The following is a 19,304-nucleotide window of genomic DNA, read 5'->3' on the forward strand; positions in this document are numbered from 1 at the left end:
TAAAGCGTTTACAAAAAACATTATATATGAAAGTGAAAACGATCTTGGTTTCACAACCAGAGCCTAAAGTAGAAAACTCACCTTATTTCGACCTTGAGGAAAAAGAAAAGGTGAAAATTGACTTTATACCGTTTATTCACGTAGAGAGCGTTGATGCCAAAGAAGTAAGACAGCAAAAAGTAGATTTATCTCAATTCACTGCAATTATTCTGACGAGTCGGAATTCTGTAGATCATTTTTTTAGAATTGCTGATGAAATGCGATATAAAGTCCCAGATTCTCTAAAGTATTTTTGCCAAAGCGAAGCGGTTGCTTATTATTTACAGAAATATGTGGTCTACCGCAAAAGAAAGATATATGTGGGTAAACGTACATTTCAGGAATTATCTCCATTAATTAAAAAATATAAAGGAGAGAAATTCTTATTACCCTCTTCTGATAAGTTAAAGCCTGAAATCCCGGAAACACTAGATGGATTAAAAATAGAATGGAAACAAGGTGTTTTTTATAAGACTGTAGTCAGTGACCTATCAAACTTAAGGAATGTATTTTATGATATTCTGGTATTTTTTAGCCCTTCTGGAATACAATCCTTATTTGAGAATTTTCCGGATTTCAAACAAAACGATACACGTATCGCGGTTTTTGGAAACTCCACAGTAAAAGCAGCAGAAGAACATGATTTAACTGTAGATATTCAAGCGCCCACACCTGAAACACCATCTATGACAATGGCACTTCAGAAATATATCAAAGAAGCCAATAAAAAATAAAAAAATATTTTTTATCATACTATACTTATTAAAAAAGGATCTTTTCGGATCCTTTTTTTGTGCTCTGGATTAACCTGACATATTTGCAAAATAAACTATCTTGAGAGAGAGAGTACAAGGTCTTAAAAACAATTAGTATTAACGTTTCTTATATATAGAAAAGACAAAGAAAACCCATCCTAAAATTAATAAAAGACCACCTAGAGGTGTTATAAAACCAATACTTGACAACGACACACCTAATACCTCATCAATCACTAAAAGATAAATTGATCCCGAAAACAAGATCATTCCTGTTACAAAAAGATAAAAAATACGTTTTTTAGCCGTTTCAGAAATAATCTCTATGGTTCCCAATAAAATACAAACTATCGCGTGATACATCTGATATCGCACCCCCGTAGTAAATGAATTAATACTATCCGTATCTACTAATTTTTCTAAACCATGGGCTCCAAAGGCACCTAATAATACTGCAATCAGTGCTGCAATCCCTCCTGTTGCTATAATTTGTTTATTCATTGTGTTTTTATCAATTATCAACTTCTTTTTTATGAAAAACATAATTTAATTCAGGATTAACCTTCAATAAATAATAATATGATAAAATAAGAAGCTTTTTTATGAACGTATTTATTACTTTCGTGTCAAAGTTATCAAATTAATACGACCTATGCGAAAGATATTAATCATCGGTGCTGGTAAATCTACCGCGGTTTTAGTTAAATATTTTCAAGATAAATCAATCTCAGAAAATCTACATGTAACTATTGGCGATATTTCTATTAGTAACGCACTGAATTTAGCTGAAAATCACCCTAATTGTAATGGGATTGTACTAGATGTTTTTGACATCTCTAGTCGTGAAAAAGCAATTCAAGATGCTGATATTGTTGTATCCATGTTACCAGCAAGATTCCATATCGAAGTAGCAAAAGATTGTGTACGTTTTGAAAAAAACCTGGTTACCGCTTCTTACGTAAGCTCTGAAATGCTAGCACTTGATTCTGAGGTAAGAGAAAAAGGGCTTATTTTCATGAATGAAATCGGTGTTGATCCTGGTATTGATCATATGAGTGCAATGCAGGTCATTGATCGCATAAGAAAAAAAGGTGGTAAGATTATTCTATTCGAATCTTTTACGGGAGGGCTAGTTGCCCCAGAAAGCGATACCAATTTATGGAACTACAAATTTACCTGGAACCCTAGAAATGTAGTGATTGCCGGACAGGGTAGTGCTGCTGAATTTTTACAAGAAGGCACTTACAAGTATATACCATATCACAAATTATTCAGAAGAACAGAATTTCTGGAAGTAGAAGGTTACGGCAGATTCGAAGCTTACGCTAATAGAAACTCCCTTAAGTATCAATCTATTTATGGACTTAATAACATCCTGACTTTATATCGTGGAACCATACGAAGAGTAGGGTTTTCTAAAGCATGGAATATATTTGTTCAGCTAGGAATGACAGCAGATGACTATGTCCTTAAAAATTCTGAATCTATGAGTTATAGGGATTTCACAAACTCTTTTCTCGCCTATTCACCTACAGACTCCGTAGAATTAAAGTTACGTCATTATCTCAAAATTGATCAGGATGATAGTATCTGGGATAAATTATTAGAATTAGACATTTTTAATCCTGATAAAAAAGTAGGAATTCCAGAAGCCACTCCGGCTCAGATTCTTCAGAAAATATTAATGGACACCTGGACACTGGATCCTCATGATAAGGATATGATCGTTATGTATCATAAATTTGGATATGAACTTCTGGGTGAACGTAAACAGATTGACGTTACCATGGCAAGTATTGGAGAAGATCAAAAATACACAGCCATGGCAAAAACGGTAGGTCTACCCGTTGCGATGGCTACTCTACGCATCTTAAACAAGGAAATTACAACTATAGGTGTACAAATACCTATTCACGAAGAAATTTATGCGCCCATATTAAAGGAATTAGAAGACTACGGTATTATATTCAAAGAAATTACTGGCGAATATTTGGGATACAATCCAGACGGAGCAAGAGGATAGCAAATCATAAATTAAGCGTTGTTTTATATCAAATTTTAATCTAAAAGAGTATTTTTGATTCTTAGTTGCAACATAATTGTTTATGAAATCGCAAAATGATAACCTAAAAATTGATGGTATTGACAAAGAGATACTTCGTAATCTTATGGAAGATGCACGAAGACCTATTCTGGAAATTGCCAGAAAAATAGGAATTTCAGGAGCTGCTATTCACCAGCGATTACGTAAACTAGAAAACTCAGGCTTAATTAAAGGTTCTAAGTTTATTATTGACCCAAAAGTTTTAGGCTATAAAACCATGGCTTTTGTAGGAGTATATCTTGACAAGGCTGTTAGCAATCCTAAAGCGGTAAAGCAATTAAACAATATTCCTGAAGTCATAGAATGCCACTATACTACAGGTAACTGGTCTATTTTTATTAAAATTCTATGTAGAGATAATGAGCATTTAATGAATCTTCTTAACAAAGAAATTCAAGCAATCGAAGGTGTATCTCGTACCGAAACGTTTATATCTTTGGATCAACAGATTAATCGGCAGATCAAGTTATGAAAAAGACTCAAAGCTTCTTCATTCCATCATTAATCATTATTCACTTATTATTCTTATTCTTAAAAATTTTTATTGGCGATTTTTATTTGGTAGACTCTCATGAGTACGAACAATTAGCGCAGAACATTTTTGAAAAATTTGAATTTTATTGTGAAGACCTAAATGAGGATATTAATTTTATCTTTTATACAAAGAGACCCCCTGTTTATGCCTTATTCATACTCGTGTTTTCTTTTTTTCTCAAATTCAAAATTGGGATTCTACTTTTTCAGAACATTGCATCTATAAGCAGTCTCTTATTAATTAAAAGAATTTTTGAAGACAATTATTTTAAAATAAATCAAATAGTACTCTTTGTATTTATAGGCACCTCATTAATTCAGTTTATGTACGCTAATTTGATAATGAGCGAGATTTTTTTTCAGTTTCTCATTATTATGCTAATGTACCAATTCCATAAATGTCTAAAATATCCTAGCTGGAAACAGCTATTATGGTATCAACTCATTATTATATTGCTCTTTTTAACAAAACCAGTTTTTTACCTCTTCATTCTCCCTAATTTATTAATAACCTGGACACTTTATAAGAAGATAAAAATCAAATACAGCTTTCTGAGCTCTTTGCTCCCTATTGTAGTATTTGTACTATACTGTTCCTGGAATTATAACAGAACCGGAAGTTCAGATTTTTCTAGTATTCAAAATATTAATTTATTAGAATGGAATTTAAAATACTTTCATCAACAAAAATTTGGTTTCAGCAAAGCAAAACAAATCAATACTACTATTTTGCAAGAAGCATCCCTCATTCCTGAATATGCAAAAAGACAAAAATTCATTAAAACAGCAACTATAGGGTATCTTAAGGAAGATTTGCTAGGCTATGGTATCTTTCATTTAAAAGGTTGTGTACGAATTTTTGTAGATCCCGGAAGATTTGATCTCGTTAATTTTTTTAATTTCCCATCTAAAAAAAATGAATTTGGATTACTGTATCATCTTAACGAAAACGGAATCAAAGGTGCCTTAAAATTTCTAGGTGATCAACCTAAAGCTTTACTTATCACATTATTTCTAATCCTGCTATTTAATCTATTAAAAGTGGTTAGTTTTATTTGGTTTTGGATTATAAATTATAAAAAGACAAATTTAATTTTATTATTTATTTTGTTTATAATATTATACATAATCTTCCTAACCGGTCCCTTAGGTGCTTCCAGATTTTTTGTCCCTGTCCTACCAGCATATCTTCTGTTTTCCTCTATTGGTTTCGTAGATTTAATTAAGAGATTAAGAAAGAAAACAAGGGTGTAAAATTCGCAAAAACCTATATATAAACTGCCCTATAAATTACTCTTCAATGCTTTCATAATCTCTTTACTGAACTAAAACATCTTTAACTTCTCCATCTTCTTGATATTCTGTATCTGTATTTATTTCCCAGAGGTTTACATCCGTATTATGAATAATGTTTTCGGCTGCAAGAATTCCCATTAGTATAGAATGATCTTGATTATTATATTTAAAAGCGCCATATCGTCCTATTGGTATTAACTTATCAATGCTTGTTAAATAATTTTGGATTACATCCAGATGATCTCTATATCCAATTTCATATACCGGATAACATTTAGGAACTCTTACGATTTTAAAATTATCAATCTGATCCTCGTCTGACAAAATCTTCAATGCTTTTAGTTCTTTACTGGCTAAATTGCTAAGATAGGAGTCATCGGCTTTCCAGATATCATCTTTTTCAAATGCCCAAAACTCCAGACATAAAATGGTGCTTTTTTGGTCTCCATATAAAGTAGGGCACCAGTTTCTGAAATTTGTAATGCGTCCGTGCTTAACTTCTGGTGAATGCACATAAATCCAATTATCTTCAAAAAGATCATCTCTGTTTATTTCAAGATATACTAAAATCGTATTTCTGAAATACAATTGTGCTCCAGCTTTCAGCACTTCTTGTGGAGTCCTTTCAATTCCTTGTATAAGGGATGTGAGAGGCATCGAAGATATCACATAATCAGCAAAATGCTCTACGCCATCTGTAGTTATAACTCCTTTACAAACATTAGCATCAATCAACACCTTTTGAATCGGGGTTTCTTTATGAATAATTCCACCGTTAGCCTGCACAAAACTTGCTGCTTTTTCATATAAGGTACCTGTTCCCTTACATGGATAAGAGAACTGATCCAATAATGTCTTATGCTTATTTCCTCTATTCCCTCTAATAGCGCTAATAACGGCCTCTACCAGAGACAATCCTTTAATCCTCTGAGCCGCCCAATCCGCATCAATTTTAGCACAAGGAATACCCCATAGTTTTTCTGTATAGTATTTAAAAAATATCGTGTATAGTTTTTTACCAAATCGATTTGTTACCCATTTTTCAAAAGTATCCGGATTTTTAATAGGAAATAAACGTTGCTTTCCATAATTAGATAAAATGCTAAAAATTGTAGAGAATTCCAGATTCTTAAGCACATTCATTAACTTAAGCGGATAATCAAAAAAGTTCTTTTTATAATAAATACGGGTAAGTCTGTTTACTACAGTATATTCGTCTTTTATGAGTTCATCAAAAAAATTATTTATTTTAGGCTCTTTAGTAAAAAAACGATGAGGTCCTAAATCAACTCGTTGTCCCCATAGATCAAAACTTCTGGACATTCCTCCTAGGTAGGGTGAGGCTTCAAAAATCGTTACATCTACATTATGTTTTGCTAAAGTATATGCTGCACTGAGTCCTGCCGGCCCGGCTCCTATAATAATAACCTTTTTCCTCAACAAAATTACTTTACAAAATTAGAGAGGAAAGATACAATAAATTAAGATGAACTTACTTAAAAGTCAACATGAGTTCCGCAAAACTAATCCCTTCTTCCCATAAACATAGAAACAAAATATAACAGGGTAGCCAATGAACCTAATGCCGCTACCAGATAAGTCCGTGCCGCCCATTTTAAGGCATCTTTAGCACCATCATGCTCTTCACTGGTAAGCATATTCGTATTTTCTAACCAAGCAAGCGCTCTATTACTGGCATCATACTCTACAGGAAGTGTAATAAATGTAAATAAGGTAGTCACTGCAAAAAGTAAAATTCCAATAAGAAATACAGTATCTCCTATAAAATTACCCATAGAATACAGGACTAAGCCTGCCATAATTACAATATTAGAAAATTTACTGGCGATTCCGACCACAGGTACAATTTTGGATCGAAGCGTTAACCAACTATATGCAGTAGCATGTTGTACTGCATGACCACATTCGTGAGCTGCCACTGCTGCTGCTGCTGCGTTTCTTTGACTGTAAACACCTTCACTTAGATTTACCGTTTTGTTTTGAGGATTGTAATGATCTGTTAACATCCCTGGAGTAGAAATCACTTGAACATCTCGTATTCCATTATCAGCGAGCATTTTTGTAGCAATCTCTGCACCACTCAACCCATTCTGCAATCGCACTTTAGAATACTTTTTGAACTTACTTTTTAGTTTGTTACTAACAAACGTACTTACTAGAAATATAATACCTGCTATGACATAATATCCAATCATAATTAAAATCTTTTTATTGTAAAATCATCTAAACTTTTGACTATGTCGAAAAATAGTCTACTTTGAAACAATTAATGTGCTTTTTTACTTTTTAAAATAACTACAAAATTATAAAAATCAACTTATTCATTGCAGACAGAAAAAAGTGTAGGCTGTTTCTGTATTAAATGTACAATAATAAATGCAAAAACCCCGCCATAACAGCGAGGTCTTCAGTTAATAAACTTGAGTTAGCCAATAGTCGAGTTTAACTTATAAAATTATTAACATCCTCCAAAGGGAGATTAAATGCTTCTGAAATTGCAGGATACACTACATTTCCCTGGATTATATTGAGTCCTTTTTTTAGTGGTTCATTTTCTGTACATGCGGTTTTCCAACCTTTATTTGCTAATTGCAAAGCATATGACAAAGTTACATTAGTAAGTGCTAGTGTAGAAGTATATGGCACTGCTCCTGGCATATTTGCTACCGAATAATGTACCACATCATCAATAATATAGACCGGATCCTGATGTGTAGTGGGCTTCGTTGTTTCAAAACAACCTCCCTGATCCACAGCTACATCTACCAGTACAGTTCCTAATCGCATTTCTTTAAGCATTTCCTTTGTAATTAACTTAGGTGCTTTTGCTCCGGGAATCAATACTCCTCCTATAATTAGATCAGAGGTTCTTATATGTTTACGAATTGTGTATTCGTTAGAAAATTCTGTGTTTACATTTGCAGGCATTACATCATCCAGATATCGTAATCGTTTCATACTTACATCTAGAATCGTTACATCTGCTCCCATCCCGGCTGCCATTTTTGCTGCCTGTGTTCCTACAACTCCGCCACCAAGCACTAATACTTTTGCAGGAGCGACTCCTGGTACACCACCCAGAAGAATCCCTCTTCCTTTTAATGGTTTCTCAAGATATTTTGCACCTTGCTGTATCGACATACGTCCGGCCACTTCGCTCATTGGAGTTAATAGTGGTAAACTGCGATCCGGATCTTCTACAGTCTCATAAGAGATACAAACAGCCTGGCTCTCCATCATGGCGTTTGTCAATGGTTCGCTAGAAGCAAAATGAAAATATGTGAATAATAATTGATCCTTTTTAATCAATTTATATTCTGGCTCTATTGGTTCTTTTACTTTAATGATCATCTCAGCAATTTCATAAACCTCCTCTATAGTAGATAAAGTTTTTGCGCCTGCAGCAATATATTCTTCATCACTAAACCCACTCTGAAGTCCAGCATTTTGCTGAATAAAAACAGTATGACCATTACTAACGAATGCCATTGTTCCCGCTGGTGTAACACCAACTCGGTTTTCGTTATTCTTGATCTCCTTAGGAACACCAATTATCATATTCTTGATTTTGGGTCGAAATTAGATGTTTTCTTGAAATAAAGCAACATAAAGTGCTAAAAAAATCAGGTATTCATAATTTAAAGAAGAAATTGAAAAATTGTTAAAAAACAAGAAACTCAATTAATATTCATTAGTTTTTGTAAGTATATTTAAAAAACAACAGCATAAAAGTTAAAATTGCCGTAACTACATTAGCAACAATTACAGGCATACTATTAATTAATACTCCATAAACCAACCAACTGAGTACACCTACAAAAAAAATCAATAACATGTAAAGAGATAAACTTTGTGCATTTTTAGTTCTCCAGGTTTGATAAACTTGTGGTAAAAAGGCAGCTGTGGTTAACGTTGCTGCTACAAATCCTAAAATTTCTATAGCGTTAGTCATCTTCATTTTATTCTGATAGGAAAATTGAATATACAACGGATACAATCGTACTTTGTCATATCACTACTGTTTTTTCATTCTACTGCAATACTTCCACGTAAAGCATTACATGCTATATGAACCTAATATTGTTCTCTATATTTTTATCCTACTATATTTATAATCCTACCTGGTACTACAATCACTTTTTTAGGTATGCGTCCTGCCAATTGTTGTTGTGTTTTTTCGTGTGCCATCACTGCCGATTCTATGTCTTCTTTACTCATATCCAGCGGAAGTTCCATGGTAAACTTTGTCTTTCCATTAAAAGAGACAGGATAGTTTTTTGAACTCTCTACTAAGTGACTTGCATCAAACTCAGGAAAAGTCATTGTAGCAATAGAAGTGGTATGTCCTAACTTCGACCATAATTCTTCTGCAATATGCGGAGCATATGGTGAAAGCACCACCAATAAAGGTTCTAAAACAGCTCTGGAAGTACATTTCTGAGCTGTCAATTCATTTACAGCGATCATAAATGTACTCACCGATGTATTAAAAGAGAAGTTTTCTATATCTTCTTCCACTTTTTTAATGGTTTTATGCAATGTCTTTAGGTTATCTTTTGTCGGTTCGACATTTGTGACATTAAACACATCTCCATTATGATATAATTTCCACAATTTCTTCAAAAAAGAATGTACTCCAGTGATTCCGGCAGTATTCCAGGGTTTAGACTGCTCTAATGGACCTAAAAACATTTCATACAATCGCAAGCTGTCTGCACCATATTGCTCTACGATTTCATCTGGATTTACCACGTTGAACCAGCGTTTAGACATTTTTTCTACTTCCCTTCCAACAATATATTTTCCATCTTCTAATTCAAAATCCGCTTTTTCAAACTGTGGTTGCCACTCTCTCAATGCATCAATATTCAATTCGTCTGAGGAGTCAATTAACCCAACATCAACACGAAGATCTTCCGTTTCGTATTTAGATTTTAATCCTTTAGACACATATGTATTTGTACCGCTTATTCTATATATAATAGCACTAGTACCTAAGATCATCCCCTGATTAATCAATTTCTTTGCAAATTCATCTACTGGAAGATATTCTTTATCGAATAGAAACTTCTGCCAGAAACGTGCATATAATAGATGACCGGTAGCATGTTCGTTCCCTCCTATATATAAATCTATATTTTGCCAGTAATCCACAGCTTCTTTAGACACAAAGACTTCCTCATTATTGGGATCCATGTATCTATTAAAGTAAAACGAACTTCCTGCCCAACCCGGCATCGTATTTAATTCTAATGGAAAGACTGTTTTATGATCTATCAAATCATTAGAAACTACTTCATTTTTAGAAGTATCCCATGCCCAATCATCTGCACGACCTAAGGGTGGTTCTCCTGTTTCTGTAGGCAAGTATTTTTCTACTTCTGGTAATTCTAACGGTAAATGAGAAGTATCAATCATTTGCGGCATCCCATCTATATAATATACTGGAAAAGGTTCTCCCCAGTAGCGCTGACGGCTAAATACCGCATCACGCAATCGGTAATTTGTCTTTCCTTCTCCTTGCCCTAACTTCTCCAGCTCATAAATAGCTGTTTTTACTGCTTTTTTATATTTTAATCCATTAAGAAAATCAGAATTCCCAATAACAGTTTTCTCCTTATCTGTAAATGCTTCTTTAGAAATATCTACCCCTTCAAAAATATTAGGAATTTCAATATTAAAATGTTTAGCAAAATCATAATCTCGTTGATCTCCACAGGGTACAGCCATGACTGCACCTGTTCCATATCCAGCTAACACATAATCTCCAATCCAGATCGGAACTGGTTCTTTTGTGAATGGGTGCGCCGCATAGGCTCCAGTAAAAACACCACTAATGGTTTTCACATCTGCCATACGTTCGCGTTCGCTTCGTTTTGCTGTTGCTTCAATATATGCGTCTACCGCTTCCTTCTGCGCTGATGTTGTAATTTTTGCAACTAATTCATGCTCTGGCGCTAATGTCATAAAACTAACCCCAAAAATAGTATCAGGACGTGTCGTAAACACTTCAATTCCTAATCCTGAATCCCCACCTAAATCTTCCTCTAAGGGAAGTACATTAAAAGTAACGCTCGCTCCTACTGATTTGCCTATCCAGTTACGCTGGGATTCTTTAAGCGAATCTGTCCAATCAATAGTTTCTAGTCCCTGTAATAATCGCTCTGCATATGCAGAAATACGCATACTCCATTGCGTCATTTTTTTACGGATCACAGGATAACCTCCACGCTCAGAAACTCCATTAACAATTTCGTCATTAGCTAACACAGTTCCTAGCTCTGGACACCAGTTTACTTCTGTTTCTGCTAAATAGGTAAGTCTGTATTTTAATAAAATTGATTGTTTTTCTTTTGATGAAAAACGATTCCAATCCACTTCTGTAAATACGGTAATATCCTCGTCACAAACCGCCTGAATGTTACCATTTCCTTCAGTTGCAAAAATAGTTTCCAGATCACTGATATCTCTGGCTTTATCAGTTAATATATCATACCAGGAATTAAACAACTGTATAAAAATCCACTGTGTCCATTTATAATAATCTGGATCACTGGTTCGTACTTCTCGACTCCAATCAAATGAGAATCCTATTTTATCTAATTGCTCTCGGTAACGCGCAATATTTTCTTTAGTTGTAATAGCAGGATGTTGACCTGTCTGGATTGCATATTGTTCTGCCGGTAAGCCAAAGGAATCATAGCCTTGTGGATGGAGCACATTAAACCCTTTATGACGCTTATATCTGGCATAGATATCGCTAGCTATGTATCCTAGCGGATGCCCCACATGCAGTCCTGCTCCGGATGGATAAGGAAACATGTCCAATACATAATATTTTGGTTTTTCACTGTTGTTTTCAGCTTTAAACGTTTTGTTCTCTGCCCAATATTTTTGCCAGTTGGCTTCAATGGTTTTAAAATCGTAATTCATTATCTGAAATTAAGACCGCAAATTTACAATTTTATGTGTGATTACCTTCTTTTATGGTCGATTATAAATTGCCAGATGATACTATAAGACAATATCAATTCATTGTGGTTTAAAACACAGGCATCATTAACTTACCAGCATATAATGTCCAAGCCATAGATGCTATTGCTGAAATATTGATTGCATAACCAAATAGTTTCATCTGCGATAAAGTGTAAGGTTTCTCTTTAAAAATAATAAAAACATCTAGAAATAACCATATAGAAAACACCGCTAAAAACCCTGCCAATACTATATCATTAAACCAGAACCATAAGATATACACCTCAACAACTAATAGCAATAACATAAGTAATTTAGTCTTTTGTCTTTTTAGTAAAGTAGCAGTGGTTCTTTTACCAGCAATTATATCCGGTTCTATATCCATAATTTCTCCTGCAATATGTGCCTGAAAAGCAAACAATCCTAAATATAGCATTGTTTGCCACGGCAATGCGGGCAAATCATTAAGTTCTGTACAAAAATAAGCCGTCACTACATATCCAACTTGTATTATAATCTCAAAGGGTGGACGCTCTTTTATTCTGAAAGGTTCAAAATTGTATATAATATTTACAAAGATCATCACAGCTAATAAAATAAACATTTTATATCCTGACATTATGGTAAATAAAATTATAAATGGTATGATAAGTATCATCATTTTTTTTGGCACAGAAGCTAATTGTACTGCGGAAGCTTTGGCTCCAAACAAAAAGTTTCCTTTCCGGTCATTTACTGCATCTGCTTCCTTATCATTATAGTCATTTAATCCATACACCAGATAGTTTAAGGGAAAAGTAACAAAAAGAATCCCTAACCAAAAAGGAATGGTTTTCCAAAACCCAACCTCATTACTAAAAGGAACTAAATAAATCCAAAGTGTAGGAAACCAAAGCCCTGGTCTCGAAATTTTTAAATCAATAAGATTCATACATTATTTTTTTCTGGCTTTTGCTTCCATAGGTTGAAGACAAGCATATATAAACGCGTGTACAGGAGTAGGAACATTCAGCCTCTTACCTTCTCTTACTATAAAACCATTAAAATTATCCAATTCTGAAGGTTGTCCTTCCATAAGATCTCGTTGGGTAGATGCGGTTGAAACATAGGGTTGATTTCTTATAAACTGCATCACTTTAGCTACAGTATCCTCTTCTAACGCTACGACACGAGCCATACCAATTTTATAGATTTCGTGAGCACTTTGCTCCATCATTGTATATAATTCTTCATTTTTACACATCTCACCAATGGTAGCTCTGGTTAATCCTCCCAGACCACTTACCACAGCAATAAACATAAATTTATTCCAGATATCCACTGTAATGTTCTTGGAGATAGTTCCTTTAAACCCTGCTTCATCAAAGATTTCTTTAACCTTTTTTATTCGTTCTACTACATCTTGACTACAATGCATATCCAGTGCTCCAAAAATAACTTCTGGAGGATGCCCAAAGTGAGAAATAATACCTGGCGCTTCTATTTTACTATATATTTTACACAATCCACCCAATACATGTTTTTTATCCAATACTGAGCATATTTTTTCAGCATTATTAGCTCCGTTTTGTAACGGAATCACTACAGAATGCTCTTTTAATATAGGTCGAATCAATGTTGCAACTTCTTTAACCTGCCAGGATTTTGTACAAATTAACACCAGATCAGCTTTATCTACTTTCCTAATATCATCTGTTGCCAGAAAAGGATGTGTTATAAAATTTCCGGATATACTTTTTACTTTTAGTCCATGATTTTGTATCGCATTAAGATGTTTACCTCTGGCAACCAAGGTCACTTTTTGACCTGAATCTGCCATTTTTCCACCAAAATAACCTCCCACACCACCAACTCCTATGATTACTATATGCATATTAATTATTTAGATATTAGATCTCCTTATAGTGAGCTAACAAAATACAGAAAATGCATCTCCATAAATAATTATCAATTATCTCACCTAAATTTTGAAAATTTTAATTGCTTTAATACGTTGTACTAGGGTATCAAAGTTAATTAACTTTATTATTTTTACCAGCAAAATACCTTATCATGAGCTCATCTTTTGAAAAATATCAGAAACGCAGATTAATATCCTCTTATTTTTCTGTAGTTATTAGTATTTCTCTGGTACTTTTTTTATTAGGATTATTGGGGTTGTTAGTACTGAATACAAAGAAAGTAGCAGATCATTTTAAAGAAAAAATTGCACTGACCATTTATTTGAAGGATACGGCAAAAGACGTAGAGATCAAACAAATGGAAAAAAGTTTAGCATTAGCAGAATACACTAAATCCACTACTTTTATTTCTAAAGAAGATGCGGCAGAAGCGCATAGTAAAGATATTGGTGAAAATTTCATGGACTTTCTGGGTTATAATCCGTTACAAAATTCTATCGATGTATTCTTAAAAGCCGATTTTGTAGATCAGGTAAAAATTGATGAAATCACATCTACAATTACTAAGAAAGATTTTGTGGATGAAGTCATTTACGACAAGCCATTGATTTCATTACTTAATGACAACATCAAGAAAATAAGTTTCTGGGTTTTACTTATCAGTGGTATTTTTACTTTTATCGCAGTACTATTAATTAATAGTTCAATTCGCTTATCAGTATATTCTAAACGTTTTATTATCAAAACCATGCAAATGGTAGGTGCTACAAAAACTTTTATTAGAAAACCCTTTGTTTGGAAAAGCGTTCGCCTGGGAATGATTGGAGCCATTGTGGCACTTATAGGAGTTGCTATTGTATTATATTATCTAAATGAAGCTTTTCCTGAATTAGCATTACTAAGTGATGTAACCCTTTTAGCTGGTTTATTTATTGGTGTTTTTGGCTTGGGTATAGTGATTACCTGGATCAGTACCTTCTTTGCCACGCAACGTTTCTTAAATTTGAGAACGGATGAGCTATATTACTAAAATCGTATAACACTATGGAGCCTTTTTATTGGAATGTAGATCCTGAAATCACAACTCTTTTTGGTGTTTTTCCCTTAAAATATTATGGTCTATTTTTTATTACAGGCTTACTACTAAGCTACACACTTTTAAAAAAAATATTTATTACAGAAGGCATTCCAACCAAAGATCTGGACACCCTTACCAATTATGTCTTTATAGGAACTCTGGTTGGTGCGAGATTGGGTCATTGTTTATTCTATGATTTCGCATATTTCTCTCAACATCCTTTAGAAATTTTTCTTCCATTTAAAATCAGTAATGCTGGTTGGACTTTTACTGGATTTGCTGGTCTGGCAAGTCATGGAGGCGCCATAGGCATTTTAGCAGCTATTACATTATATGTATACAAAACTAAAACACCTTTTTTATGGATTATGGATAAGCTAAGTATAGTAATCCCCATAGGATGTGCTTTGATAAGATTTGGCAACTTTATGAATTCTGAAATTTATGGAAAACCTACGCATAGTAATTATGGAGTTGTTTTTATGAGAGATGATCTTATTGCCAGACATCCCACTCAATTGTATGAAGCTTTTTCATTTTTAGCCATCTTTGTTCTTTTATTTTATTTAAACAAGAAAAAAATAGTAAGCAAGCAACGTGGAGTACTTTTTGGAATATTTTTGATCCTTATGTTTTCAGCTAGATTTATTATTGAATTTTCAAAAGAAAATCAAGTCGCTTTTGAAGACGCTATGGCACTCAATATGGGACAATTATTAAGTATCCCTTTTATTTTAACAGGCTTCTTTTTAGTTTTTATGTACCCAAAAACAGCAAACTTTACTGCAATAAAAATCTAATATCAAATGCAAAAAACCGGTAAAATATTCTTTGCAATCTCCTCTATCTTGTTTGTAGGATTTATGTGGGTGGTCATTCAAACTTTCAAACCGGTACGCAATGTACAACCTGATGATGTCATAGAAATTAAAGGGACAGTTACAAAGATTGAAGAGAGTGCTGGTTTTGATATCGTGATCACTTTAGAGAATGATCCTCATATTTATTATATTAATCGAGGTTTGCAGCAAGGATTAACGATTGAACAACTAACAGGAGACCTTCTTAATAAAAGAGTTGTTTTGTATCCTATAAAAAGATGGACTATATTTACACGCGACGGAATTATGGGTCATATTTCAAAAGTTGTTATAAATGATCGGATTATTTTTAATGAAATCATTCAGGATTGAAACGCTTATTTTTAAATATTGATTCCCTCTTTTGTGCAACAGATAAACAATACTATTGATGAATAAAGAATCTAAAAATACACCTCACGAAGCAGATTTCGTTTTTGGGAAAAAAAACTATATTGTCATGGCAATTGGTATTGCGGTCATTGCATTGGGATTCATTCTAATGGCTGGTGGCGGAAGTGATGATCCTAATGTATTTAATCCTGATATTTATAATTTTAGGAGAATTCGCTTAGCTCCAACGGTGGTTTTAATTGGTTTTGGGATTGAAGTATACGCTATTTTATTAAACCCAAATAAGAAGAAAAAGGAGTAAACTCTTATTTTATCTCTTCGTAATTATATATTTGCACTCAATTTAGACATCTTTCTATATGGAAACTATTGATGCAATTATTCTGGGAGTAATACAAGGATTAACGGAGTTTCTTCCGGTATCTTCCAGTGGTCATTTAGAATTAGGTAAGGCCATTTTGGGGGATCAAAGTATTCCTGAAGAATCACTGCTATTTACTGTTGTTTTACATTTTGCAACTGCGTTAAGTACATTAGTTGTCTTTAGAAAAGATGTTTTTGAAATTGTGAAAGGATTACTCCAATTTCAAAATAATGAAGAGACTCGATTTTCTATTAAAATCTTAATCTCTATGATTCCTGCAGTATTTATCGGCTTATTTTTTGAAGAACAACTAGAACAGCTTTTTGGGGGCAATGTGATGCTTGTAGGATGTATGCTTATTGTAACAGCTATCCTCTTATGGTTTGCAGACAAAGCAAAAGACACCTTAAAATCAATTAGTTTTTCTAACGCTTTTGTGATTGGTATTGCTCAGGCAATTGCCATGTTACCAGGTATATCGAGAAGTGGTGCCACTATTTCTACTTCTGTATTGTTAGGTAATGATAAAACAAAAGCCGCTCGTTTTTCTTTTTTAATGGTTGTACCACTTATTTTTGGGAAAATTGCTAAAGACATCGTAAGTGGTGATCTTACGGTACAAACTAACAGTAGTCTTTCATTGATACTCGGTTTTATAGCTGCTTTTATTTCTGGGCTTTTTGCCTGTACATGGATGATTTCTTTGGTCAAAAAGAGTAAATTATCATATTTTGCCTTATATTGTATTGTGGTTGGTGTGATAGCCATCACATTTGGTTTTATTAAATAGCCCCTAATGTTAACCGAACAAGACTATAAAGAGGGTCAGTTACTTCTGATCGACAAACCATTGCAATGGACATCATTTCAGGTAGTTAATAAACTTCGCTGGTGTATTCGTAAGCAATTCACTATAAAAAAAATCAAGGTTGGCCATGCTGGCACACTGGATCCGCTAGCCACGGGTTTGCTTATTATTTGTACAGGAAAATTCACGAAGCGTATTCAGGAATTTATGGGACAATCTAAAGAATACATAGGAACCATTACATTAGGAGCGACAACACCTTCTTATGACTTAGAATCAGAGATAAATGAAACCTTTGCGATAGACCATATTACAGAAGAAGGTATACAGAAAGCAACAGAACAATTTATTGGTGAAATCGATCAATTTCCTCCCGTTTTTTCAGCATTAAAAAAAGATGGAAAACGATTATATGAATATGCTCGTAATGGTGAGGCTGTAGCAATTACATCAAGAAAGATTCTTATTGAAGAATTTGAAATAACCCGAATCCAATTACCTGAAGTAGATTTTAGAGTAGTTTGTGGCAAGGGAACTTACATCAGATCATTAGCACATGATTTTGGAAAAGTATTAAAAAGTGGAGCACATCTTAGCACATTAAGAAGAACTAAAATTGGTAGTTTTTCTGTAACAGATGCTATTACTCCTGAAGATTTTGAAAAGCAATTATGCGCTCAATCTATATAGGAAAAATAAAAAGAATTACGTTATTAGGGTATGGAGTTTGTAGAAAAACATAAAGCTTTGATCATTACAACTATGTTAATGGGAATTTTTATTCTCAGTCTCTATAACATTAACATGATCAATAAGAAGAAAGAACTTAGTTCAGAAATTTTAATGGAAATTCCAGAAGAATTTCTATCAGAGATGGAGGAAGAGGAAGAGGAACCTTTGGAAAAAGAAAATCGTGAATTGATTGCTGCAAAAAGAACACACAATGCATTTAATGAAGATTTTGAAGATCCTGATGATTTTGAAGAGCGCATAAAATCTCTAACAGAAGCTGAAGAAGCCGATGCTGAAAGTGCAGAAAATTCTAATCTGGCTGAAGGGGAGATACCCATTGATGAGCAAATAGATGAAGAGGAGGATGATCAAAAAAATCAAAAACCTATAAGTAAAGAAAGTAATAATAGACACAGTTCTTCCAGCTATTCTCTGAAAGGAAGAGATGTATTAGGTCAAATTCCCAATCCGGTATATACGTGTAATGGTAGTGGTAAAGTAGTAGTAAAGATTGAAGTAAATGCAAATGGATATGTCGTAGACACTAAGATTGATAGAAAAAAATCTACCACTAAAAACGAATGCCTTTTTGAAAATGCCGCACAATATGCGCGAAGAGCTCAATTCTCTTCTGCACAATTAGCTGAACAAAAAGGGATAATTACTTATTTCTTTAATTACGGAGGGTAGGGTAATTTTATTTTACTATTCAATTAAAGTATTAAATAATATATTCCTAAATTCTTACAAAAGCGCGAGCAAATCCTCTGTTATATTTTTACCTTTATCCTTATTGTACCACCCTTGTAGATCTTCTTTAAACTGCGGATCTAAACTTCCGTGTTTTACTTTATAGTCTTGCACCATTTTTGTAGCAACTGAAGGTCTAGGACCCCACGAATTCAAAACCTCTTTTTTCTCATTATCAAAAATGATTAATTTAGGGATCGATTTACCTCCATTAGTTAAAAAGTAACTCATTAATTCATCGTGGTCATCTCTGGAAATAATTCTTAAAACAATACCTTCATTCAACGAGGCTAATTTATGAATCACAGGTAATGACTGTGCGGCATCACCGCACCAGCCTTCTGTTAGCACTAACCAGGTAACATCAAACTTGTGTTTAGAAAAAATATCAATGGTATTTTTATCTATTTTTAATGTTTTATCTAAGCGCCTCATTCTGCGATCATTTAACATGCTGTAATTGGTCAATGCTTCCGATTGTTCGTGTCCGGTAGATTTCCCATCTACTAATAATTTACTGATCAATGTTCTATATTCCTGATAAGAATATGAGTCTTGAATTCCTCGTTCAATTAGTTCTTTTATACTCATTGTTGTTATTTCCATCTTCCTCTTATATTTTCTTTAAAATAGGACGCTATTTATTCTTAAAACTTACAAATGGACGAAATCAGGTACTACCTTGTCACTGAAAACAGTGAACCTATCTTCACTGATTAAGGCGTACCATACT

20 protein-coding genes are annotated in these 19,304 nt (G+C 33.7%); 11 read left to right on the forward strand and 9 right to left on the reverse strand.

Annotation, left to right across the window (positions count from 1 at the left end):
• Positions 1–26 precede the first annotated feature (26 nt).
• A complete protein-coding gene (locus ABD816_RS08165; protein WP_344926310.1) occupies positions 27–773 on the forward strand; it encodes a uroporphyrinogen-III synthase in 747 nt (248 codons plus the stop codon).
• 138 nt (positions 774–911) lie between these two features.
• Here ABD816_RS08165 and ABD816_RS08170 read toward each other — a convergent pair whose 3' ends face one another.
• Positions 912–1,295 (reverse strand): DUF423 domain-containing protein, encoded by a 384-nt coding sequence (locus tag ABD816_RS08170; protein ID WP_344926312.1) that lies wholly within the window; start codon positions 1,293–1,295, stop codon positions 912–914.
• 151 nt (positions 1,296–1,446) lie between these two features.
• On the opposite strand from ABD816_RS08170, the gene ABD816_RS08175 reads away from it, so the two are divergent.
• From ABD816_RS08175 to ABD816_RS08185, 3 genes are all read left to right on the forward strand, one after another.
• Positions 1,447–2,817, forward strand: coding sequence for a saccharopine dehydrogenase family protein (locus tag ABD816_RS08175; RefSeq protein WP_344926313.1), 1,371 nt, complete (start codon positions 1,447–1,449; stop codon positions 2,815–2,817).
• 82 nt (positions 2,818–2,899) lie between these two features.
• Positions 2,900–3,370, forward strand: a complete 471-nt coding sequence (locus ABD816_RS08180; RefSeq protein ID WP_344926314.1) for an Lrp/AsnC ligand binding domain-containing protein — start codon at positions 2,900–2,902, stop codon at positions 3,368–3,370.
• Positions 3,367–4,686 (forward strand): glycosyltransferase family protein, encoded by a 1,320-nt coding sequence (locus tag ABD816_RS08185; RefSeq protein WP_344926316.1) that lies wholly within the window; start codon positions 3,367–3,369, stop codon positions 4,684–4,686. The genes ABD816_RS08180 and ABD816_RS08185 overlap by 4 nt, the downstream gene beginning before the upstream one ends.
• A 63-nt stretch (positions 4,687–4,749) precedes the next feature.
• Here ABD816_RS08185 and ABD816_RS08190 read toward each other — a convergent pair whose 3' ends face one another.
• From ABD816_RS08190 to ABD816_RS08220, 7 genes are all read right to left on the reverse strand, one after another.
• A complete protein-coding gene (locus ABD816_RS08190) occupies positions 4,750–6,168 on the reverse strand; it encodes an FAD-dependent oxidoreductase (protein ID WP_344926317.1) in 1,419 nt (472 codons plus the stop codon).
• Positions 6,169–6,251: 83 nt separating this feature from the next.
• Positions 6,252–6,944, reverse strand: coding sequence for a zinc metallopeptidase (locus ABD816_RS08195; protein ID WP_344926318.1), 693 nt, complete (start codon positions 6,942–6,944; stop codon positions 6,252–6,254).
• Between the two features lie 247 nt (positions 6,945–7,191).
• A complete protein-coding gene (gene ald, locus ABD816_RS08200) occupies positions 7,192–8,307 on the reverse strand; it encodes an alanine dehydrogenase (protein ID WP_344926321.1) in 1,116 nt (371 codons plus the stop codon).
• A 133-nt stretch (positions 8,308–8,440) separates the two neighbouring features.
• A complete protein-coding gene (locus tag ABD816_RS08205; protein WP_344926322.1) occupies positions 8,441–8,701 on the reverse strand; it encodes a SemiSWEET family sugar transporter in 261 nt (86 codons plus the stop codon).
• 143 nt (positions 8,702–8,844) lie between these two features.
• On the reverse strand, positions 8,845–11,682 hold the full coding sequence (gene leuS, locus ABD816_RS08210; RefSeq protein WP_344926324.1) for a leucine--tRNA ligase: 2,838 nt from the start codon (positions 11,680–11,682) through the stop codon (positions 8,845–8,847).
• Between the two features lie 109 nt (positions 11,683–11,791).
• Positions 11,792–12,655: a UbiA family prenyltransferase gene (locus ABD816_RS08215; RefSeq protein WP_344926325.1), complete on the reverse strand. Its 864-nt coding sequence runs from the start codon at positions 12,653–12,655 to the stop codon at positions 11,792–11,794.
• 3 nt (positions 12,656–12,658) lie between these two features.
• Positions 12,659–13,597: a ketopantoate reductase family protein gene (locus ABD816_RS08220; protein ID WP_344926327.1), complete on the reverse strand. Its 939-nt coding sequence runs from the start codon at positions 13,595–13,597 to the stop codon at positions 12,659–12,661.
• 179 nt (positions 13,598–13,776) lie between these two features.
• On the opposite strand from ABD816_RS08220, the gene ABD816_RS08225 reads away from it, so the two are divergent.
• The 7 genes from ABD816_RS08225 to ABD816_RS08255 are packed head-to-tail and all read left to right on the forward strand — an operon-like array spanning position 13,777 to position 18,511.
• Positions 13,777–14,655 (forward strand): cell division protein FtsX, encoded by an 879-nt coding sequence (locus tag ABD816_RS08225; RefSeq protein WP_344926329.1) that lies wholly within the window; start codon positions 13,777–13,779, stop codon positions 14,653–14,655.
• A 14-nt stretch (positions 14,656–14,669) separates the two neighbouring features.
• Entirely contained in the window at positions 14,670–15,503 is an 834-nt protein-coding gene (gene lgt / locus ABD816_RS08230; protein ID WP_344926330.1) for a prolipoprotein diacylglyceryl transferase, read from the forward strand.
• A 6-nt stretch (positions 15,504–15,509) separates the two neighbouring features.
• Positions 15,510–15,896 (forward strand): hypothetical protein, encoded by a 387-nt coding sequence (locus ABD816_RS08235; protein ID WP_344926332.1) that lies wholly within the window; start codon positions 15,510–15,512, stop codon positions 15,894–15,896.
• Between the two features lie 58 nt (positions 15,897–15,954).
• Entirely contained in the window at positions 15,955–16,218 is a 264-nt protein-coding gene (locus ABD816_RS08240) for a DUF3098 domain-containing protein (RefSeq protein WP_344926334.1), read from the forward strand.
• A 58-nt stretch (positions 16,219–16,276) separates the two neighbouring features.
• The gene (locus ABD816_RS08245; RefSeq protein ID WP_344926335.1) at positions 16,277–17,071 is read left to right on the forward strand and encodes an undecaprenyl-diphosphate phosphatase; all 795 of its coding nucleotides are present in this window, start codon (positions 16,277–16,279) and stop codon (positions 17,069–17,071) included.
• A gap of 6 nt (positions 17,072–17,077) precedes the next feature.
• A complete protein-coding gene (truB, locus tag ABD816_RS08250; protein WP_344926336.1) occupies positions 17,078–17,779 on the forward strand; it encodes a tRNA pseudouridine(55) synthase TruB in 702 nt (233 codons plus the stop codon).
• A gap of 57 nt (positions 17,780–17,836) precedes the next feature.
• Positions 17,837–18,511 carry an energy transducer TonB family protein gene (locus ABD816_RS08255; RefSeq protein ID WP_344926338.1) on the forward strand — a complete coding sequence of 225 codons (675 nt, stop codon included), beginning with the start codon at positions 17,837–17,839 and terminating at the stop codon, positions 18,509–18,511.
• A 54-nt stretch (positions 18,512–18,565) separates the two neighbouring features.
• Here the strand turns inward: ABD816_RS08255 and ABD816_RS08260 are convergent, their stop codons facing one another.
• On the reverse strand, positions 18,566–19,177 hold the full coding sequence (locus tag ABD816_RS08260; RefSeq protein WP_344926340.1) for a thioredoxin family protein: 612 nt from the start codon (positions 19,175–19,177) through the stop codon (positions 18,566–18,568).
• Between the last annotated feature and the right edge of the window lie 127 nt (positions 19,178–19,304).

The organism is Aquimarina addita (genome assembly GCF_039539305.1).
Classification (GTDB): domain Bacteria; phylum Bacteroidota; class Bacteroidia; order Flavobacteriales; family Flavobacteriaceae; genus Aquimarina; species Aquimarina addita.

What these genes read in the sequence shown, in the direction of transcription:
- ABD816_RS08165 (WP_344926310.1), top strand. Translation starts at nt 27, where the DNA reads ATGAAAGTGAAAACGATCTTGGTTTCACAACCAGAGCCTAAAGTAGAA.
- ABD816_RS08170 (WP_344926312.1), bottom strand. Translation starts at nt 1,295, where the DNA reads ATGAATAAACAAATTATAGCAACAGGAGGGATTGCAGCACTGATTGCA.
- ABD816_RS08175 (WP_344926313.1), top strand. Translation starts at nt 1,447, where the DNA reads ATGCGAAAGATATTAATCATCGGTGCTGGTAAATCTACCGCGGTTTTA.
- ABD816_RS08180 (WP_344926314.1), top strand. Translation starts at nt 2,900, where the DNA reads ATGAAATCGCAAAATGATAACCTAAAAATTGATGGTATTGACAAAGAG.
- ABD816_RS08185 (WP_344926316.1), top strand. Translation starts at nt 3,367, where the DNA reads ATGAAAAAGACTCAAAGCTTCTTCATTCCATCATTAATCATTATTCAC.
- ABD816_RS08195 (WP_344926318.1), bottom strand. Translation starts at nt 6,944, where the DNA reads ATGATTGGATATTATGTCATAGCAGGTATTATATTTCTAGTAAGTACG.
- ald (WP_344926321.1), bottom strand. Translation starts at nt 8,307, where the DNA reads ATGATAATTGGTGTTCCTAAGGAGATCAAGAATAACGAAAACCGAGTT.
- ABD816_RS08205 (WP_344926322.1), bottom strand. Translation starts at nt 8,701, where the DNA reads ATGACTAACGCTATAGAAATTTTAGGATTTGTAGCAGCAACGTTAACC.
- leuS (WP_344926324.1), bottom strand. Translation starts at nt 11,682, where the DNA reads ATGAATTACGATTTTAAAACCATTGAAGCCAACTGGCAAAAATATTGG.
- ABD816_RS08215 (WP_344926325.1), bottom strand. Translation starts at nt 12,655, where the DNA reads ATGAATCTTATTGATTTAAAAATTTCGAGACCAGGGCTTTGGTTTCCT.
- ABD816_RS08220 (WP_344926327.1), bottom strand. Translation starts at nt 13,597, where the DNA reads ATGCATATAGTAATCATAGGAGTTGGTGGTGTGGGAGGTTATTTTGGT.
- ABD816_RS08225 (WP_344926329.1), top strand. Translation starts at nt 13,777, where the DNA reads ATGAGCTCATCTTTTGAAAAATATCAGAAACGCAGATTAATATCCTCT.
- lgt (WP_344926330.1), top strand. Translation starts at nt 14,670, where the DNA reads ATGGAGCCTTTTTATTGGAATGTAGATCCTGAAATCACAACTCTTTTT.
- ABD816_RS08235 (WP_344926332.1), top strand. Translation starts at nt 15,510, where the DNA reads ATGCAAAAAACCGGTAAAATATTCTTTGCAATCTCCTCTATCTTGTTT.
- ABD816_RS08240 (WP_344926334.1), top strand. Translation starts at nt 15,955, where the DNA reads ATGAATAAAGAATCTAAAAATACACCTCACGAAGCAGATTTCGTTTTT.
- ABD816_RS08245 (WP_344926335.1), top strand. Translation starts at nt 16,277, where the DNA reads ATGGAAACTATTGATGCAATTATTCTGGGAGTAATACAAGGATTAACG.
- truB (WP_344926336.1), top strand. Translation starts at nt 17,078, where the DNA reads ATGTTAACCGAACAAGACTATAAAGAGGGTCAGTTACTTCTGATCGAC.
- ABD816_RS08260 (WP_344926340.1), bottom strand. Translation starts at nt 19,177, where the DNA reads ATGGAAATAACAACAATGAGTATAAAAGAACTAATTGAACGAGGAATT.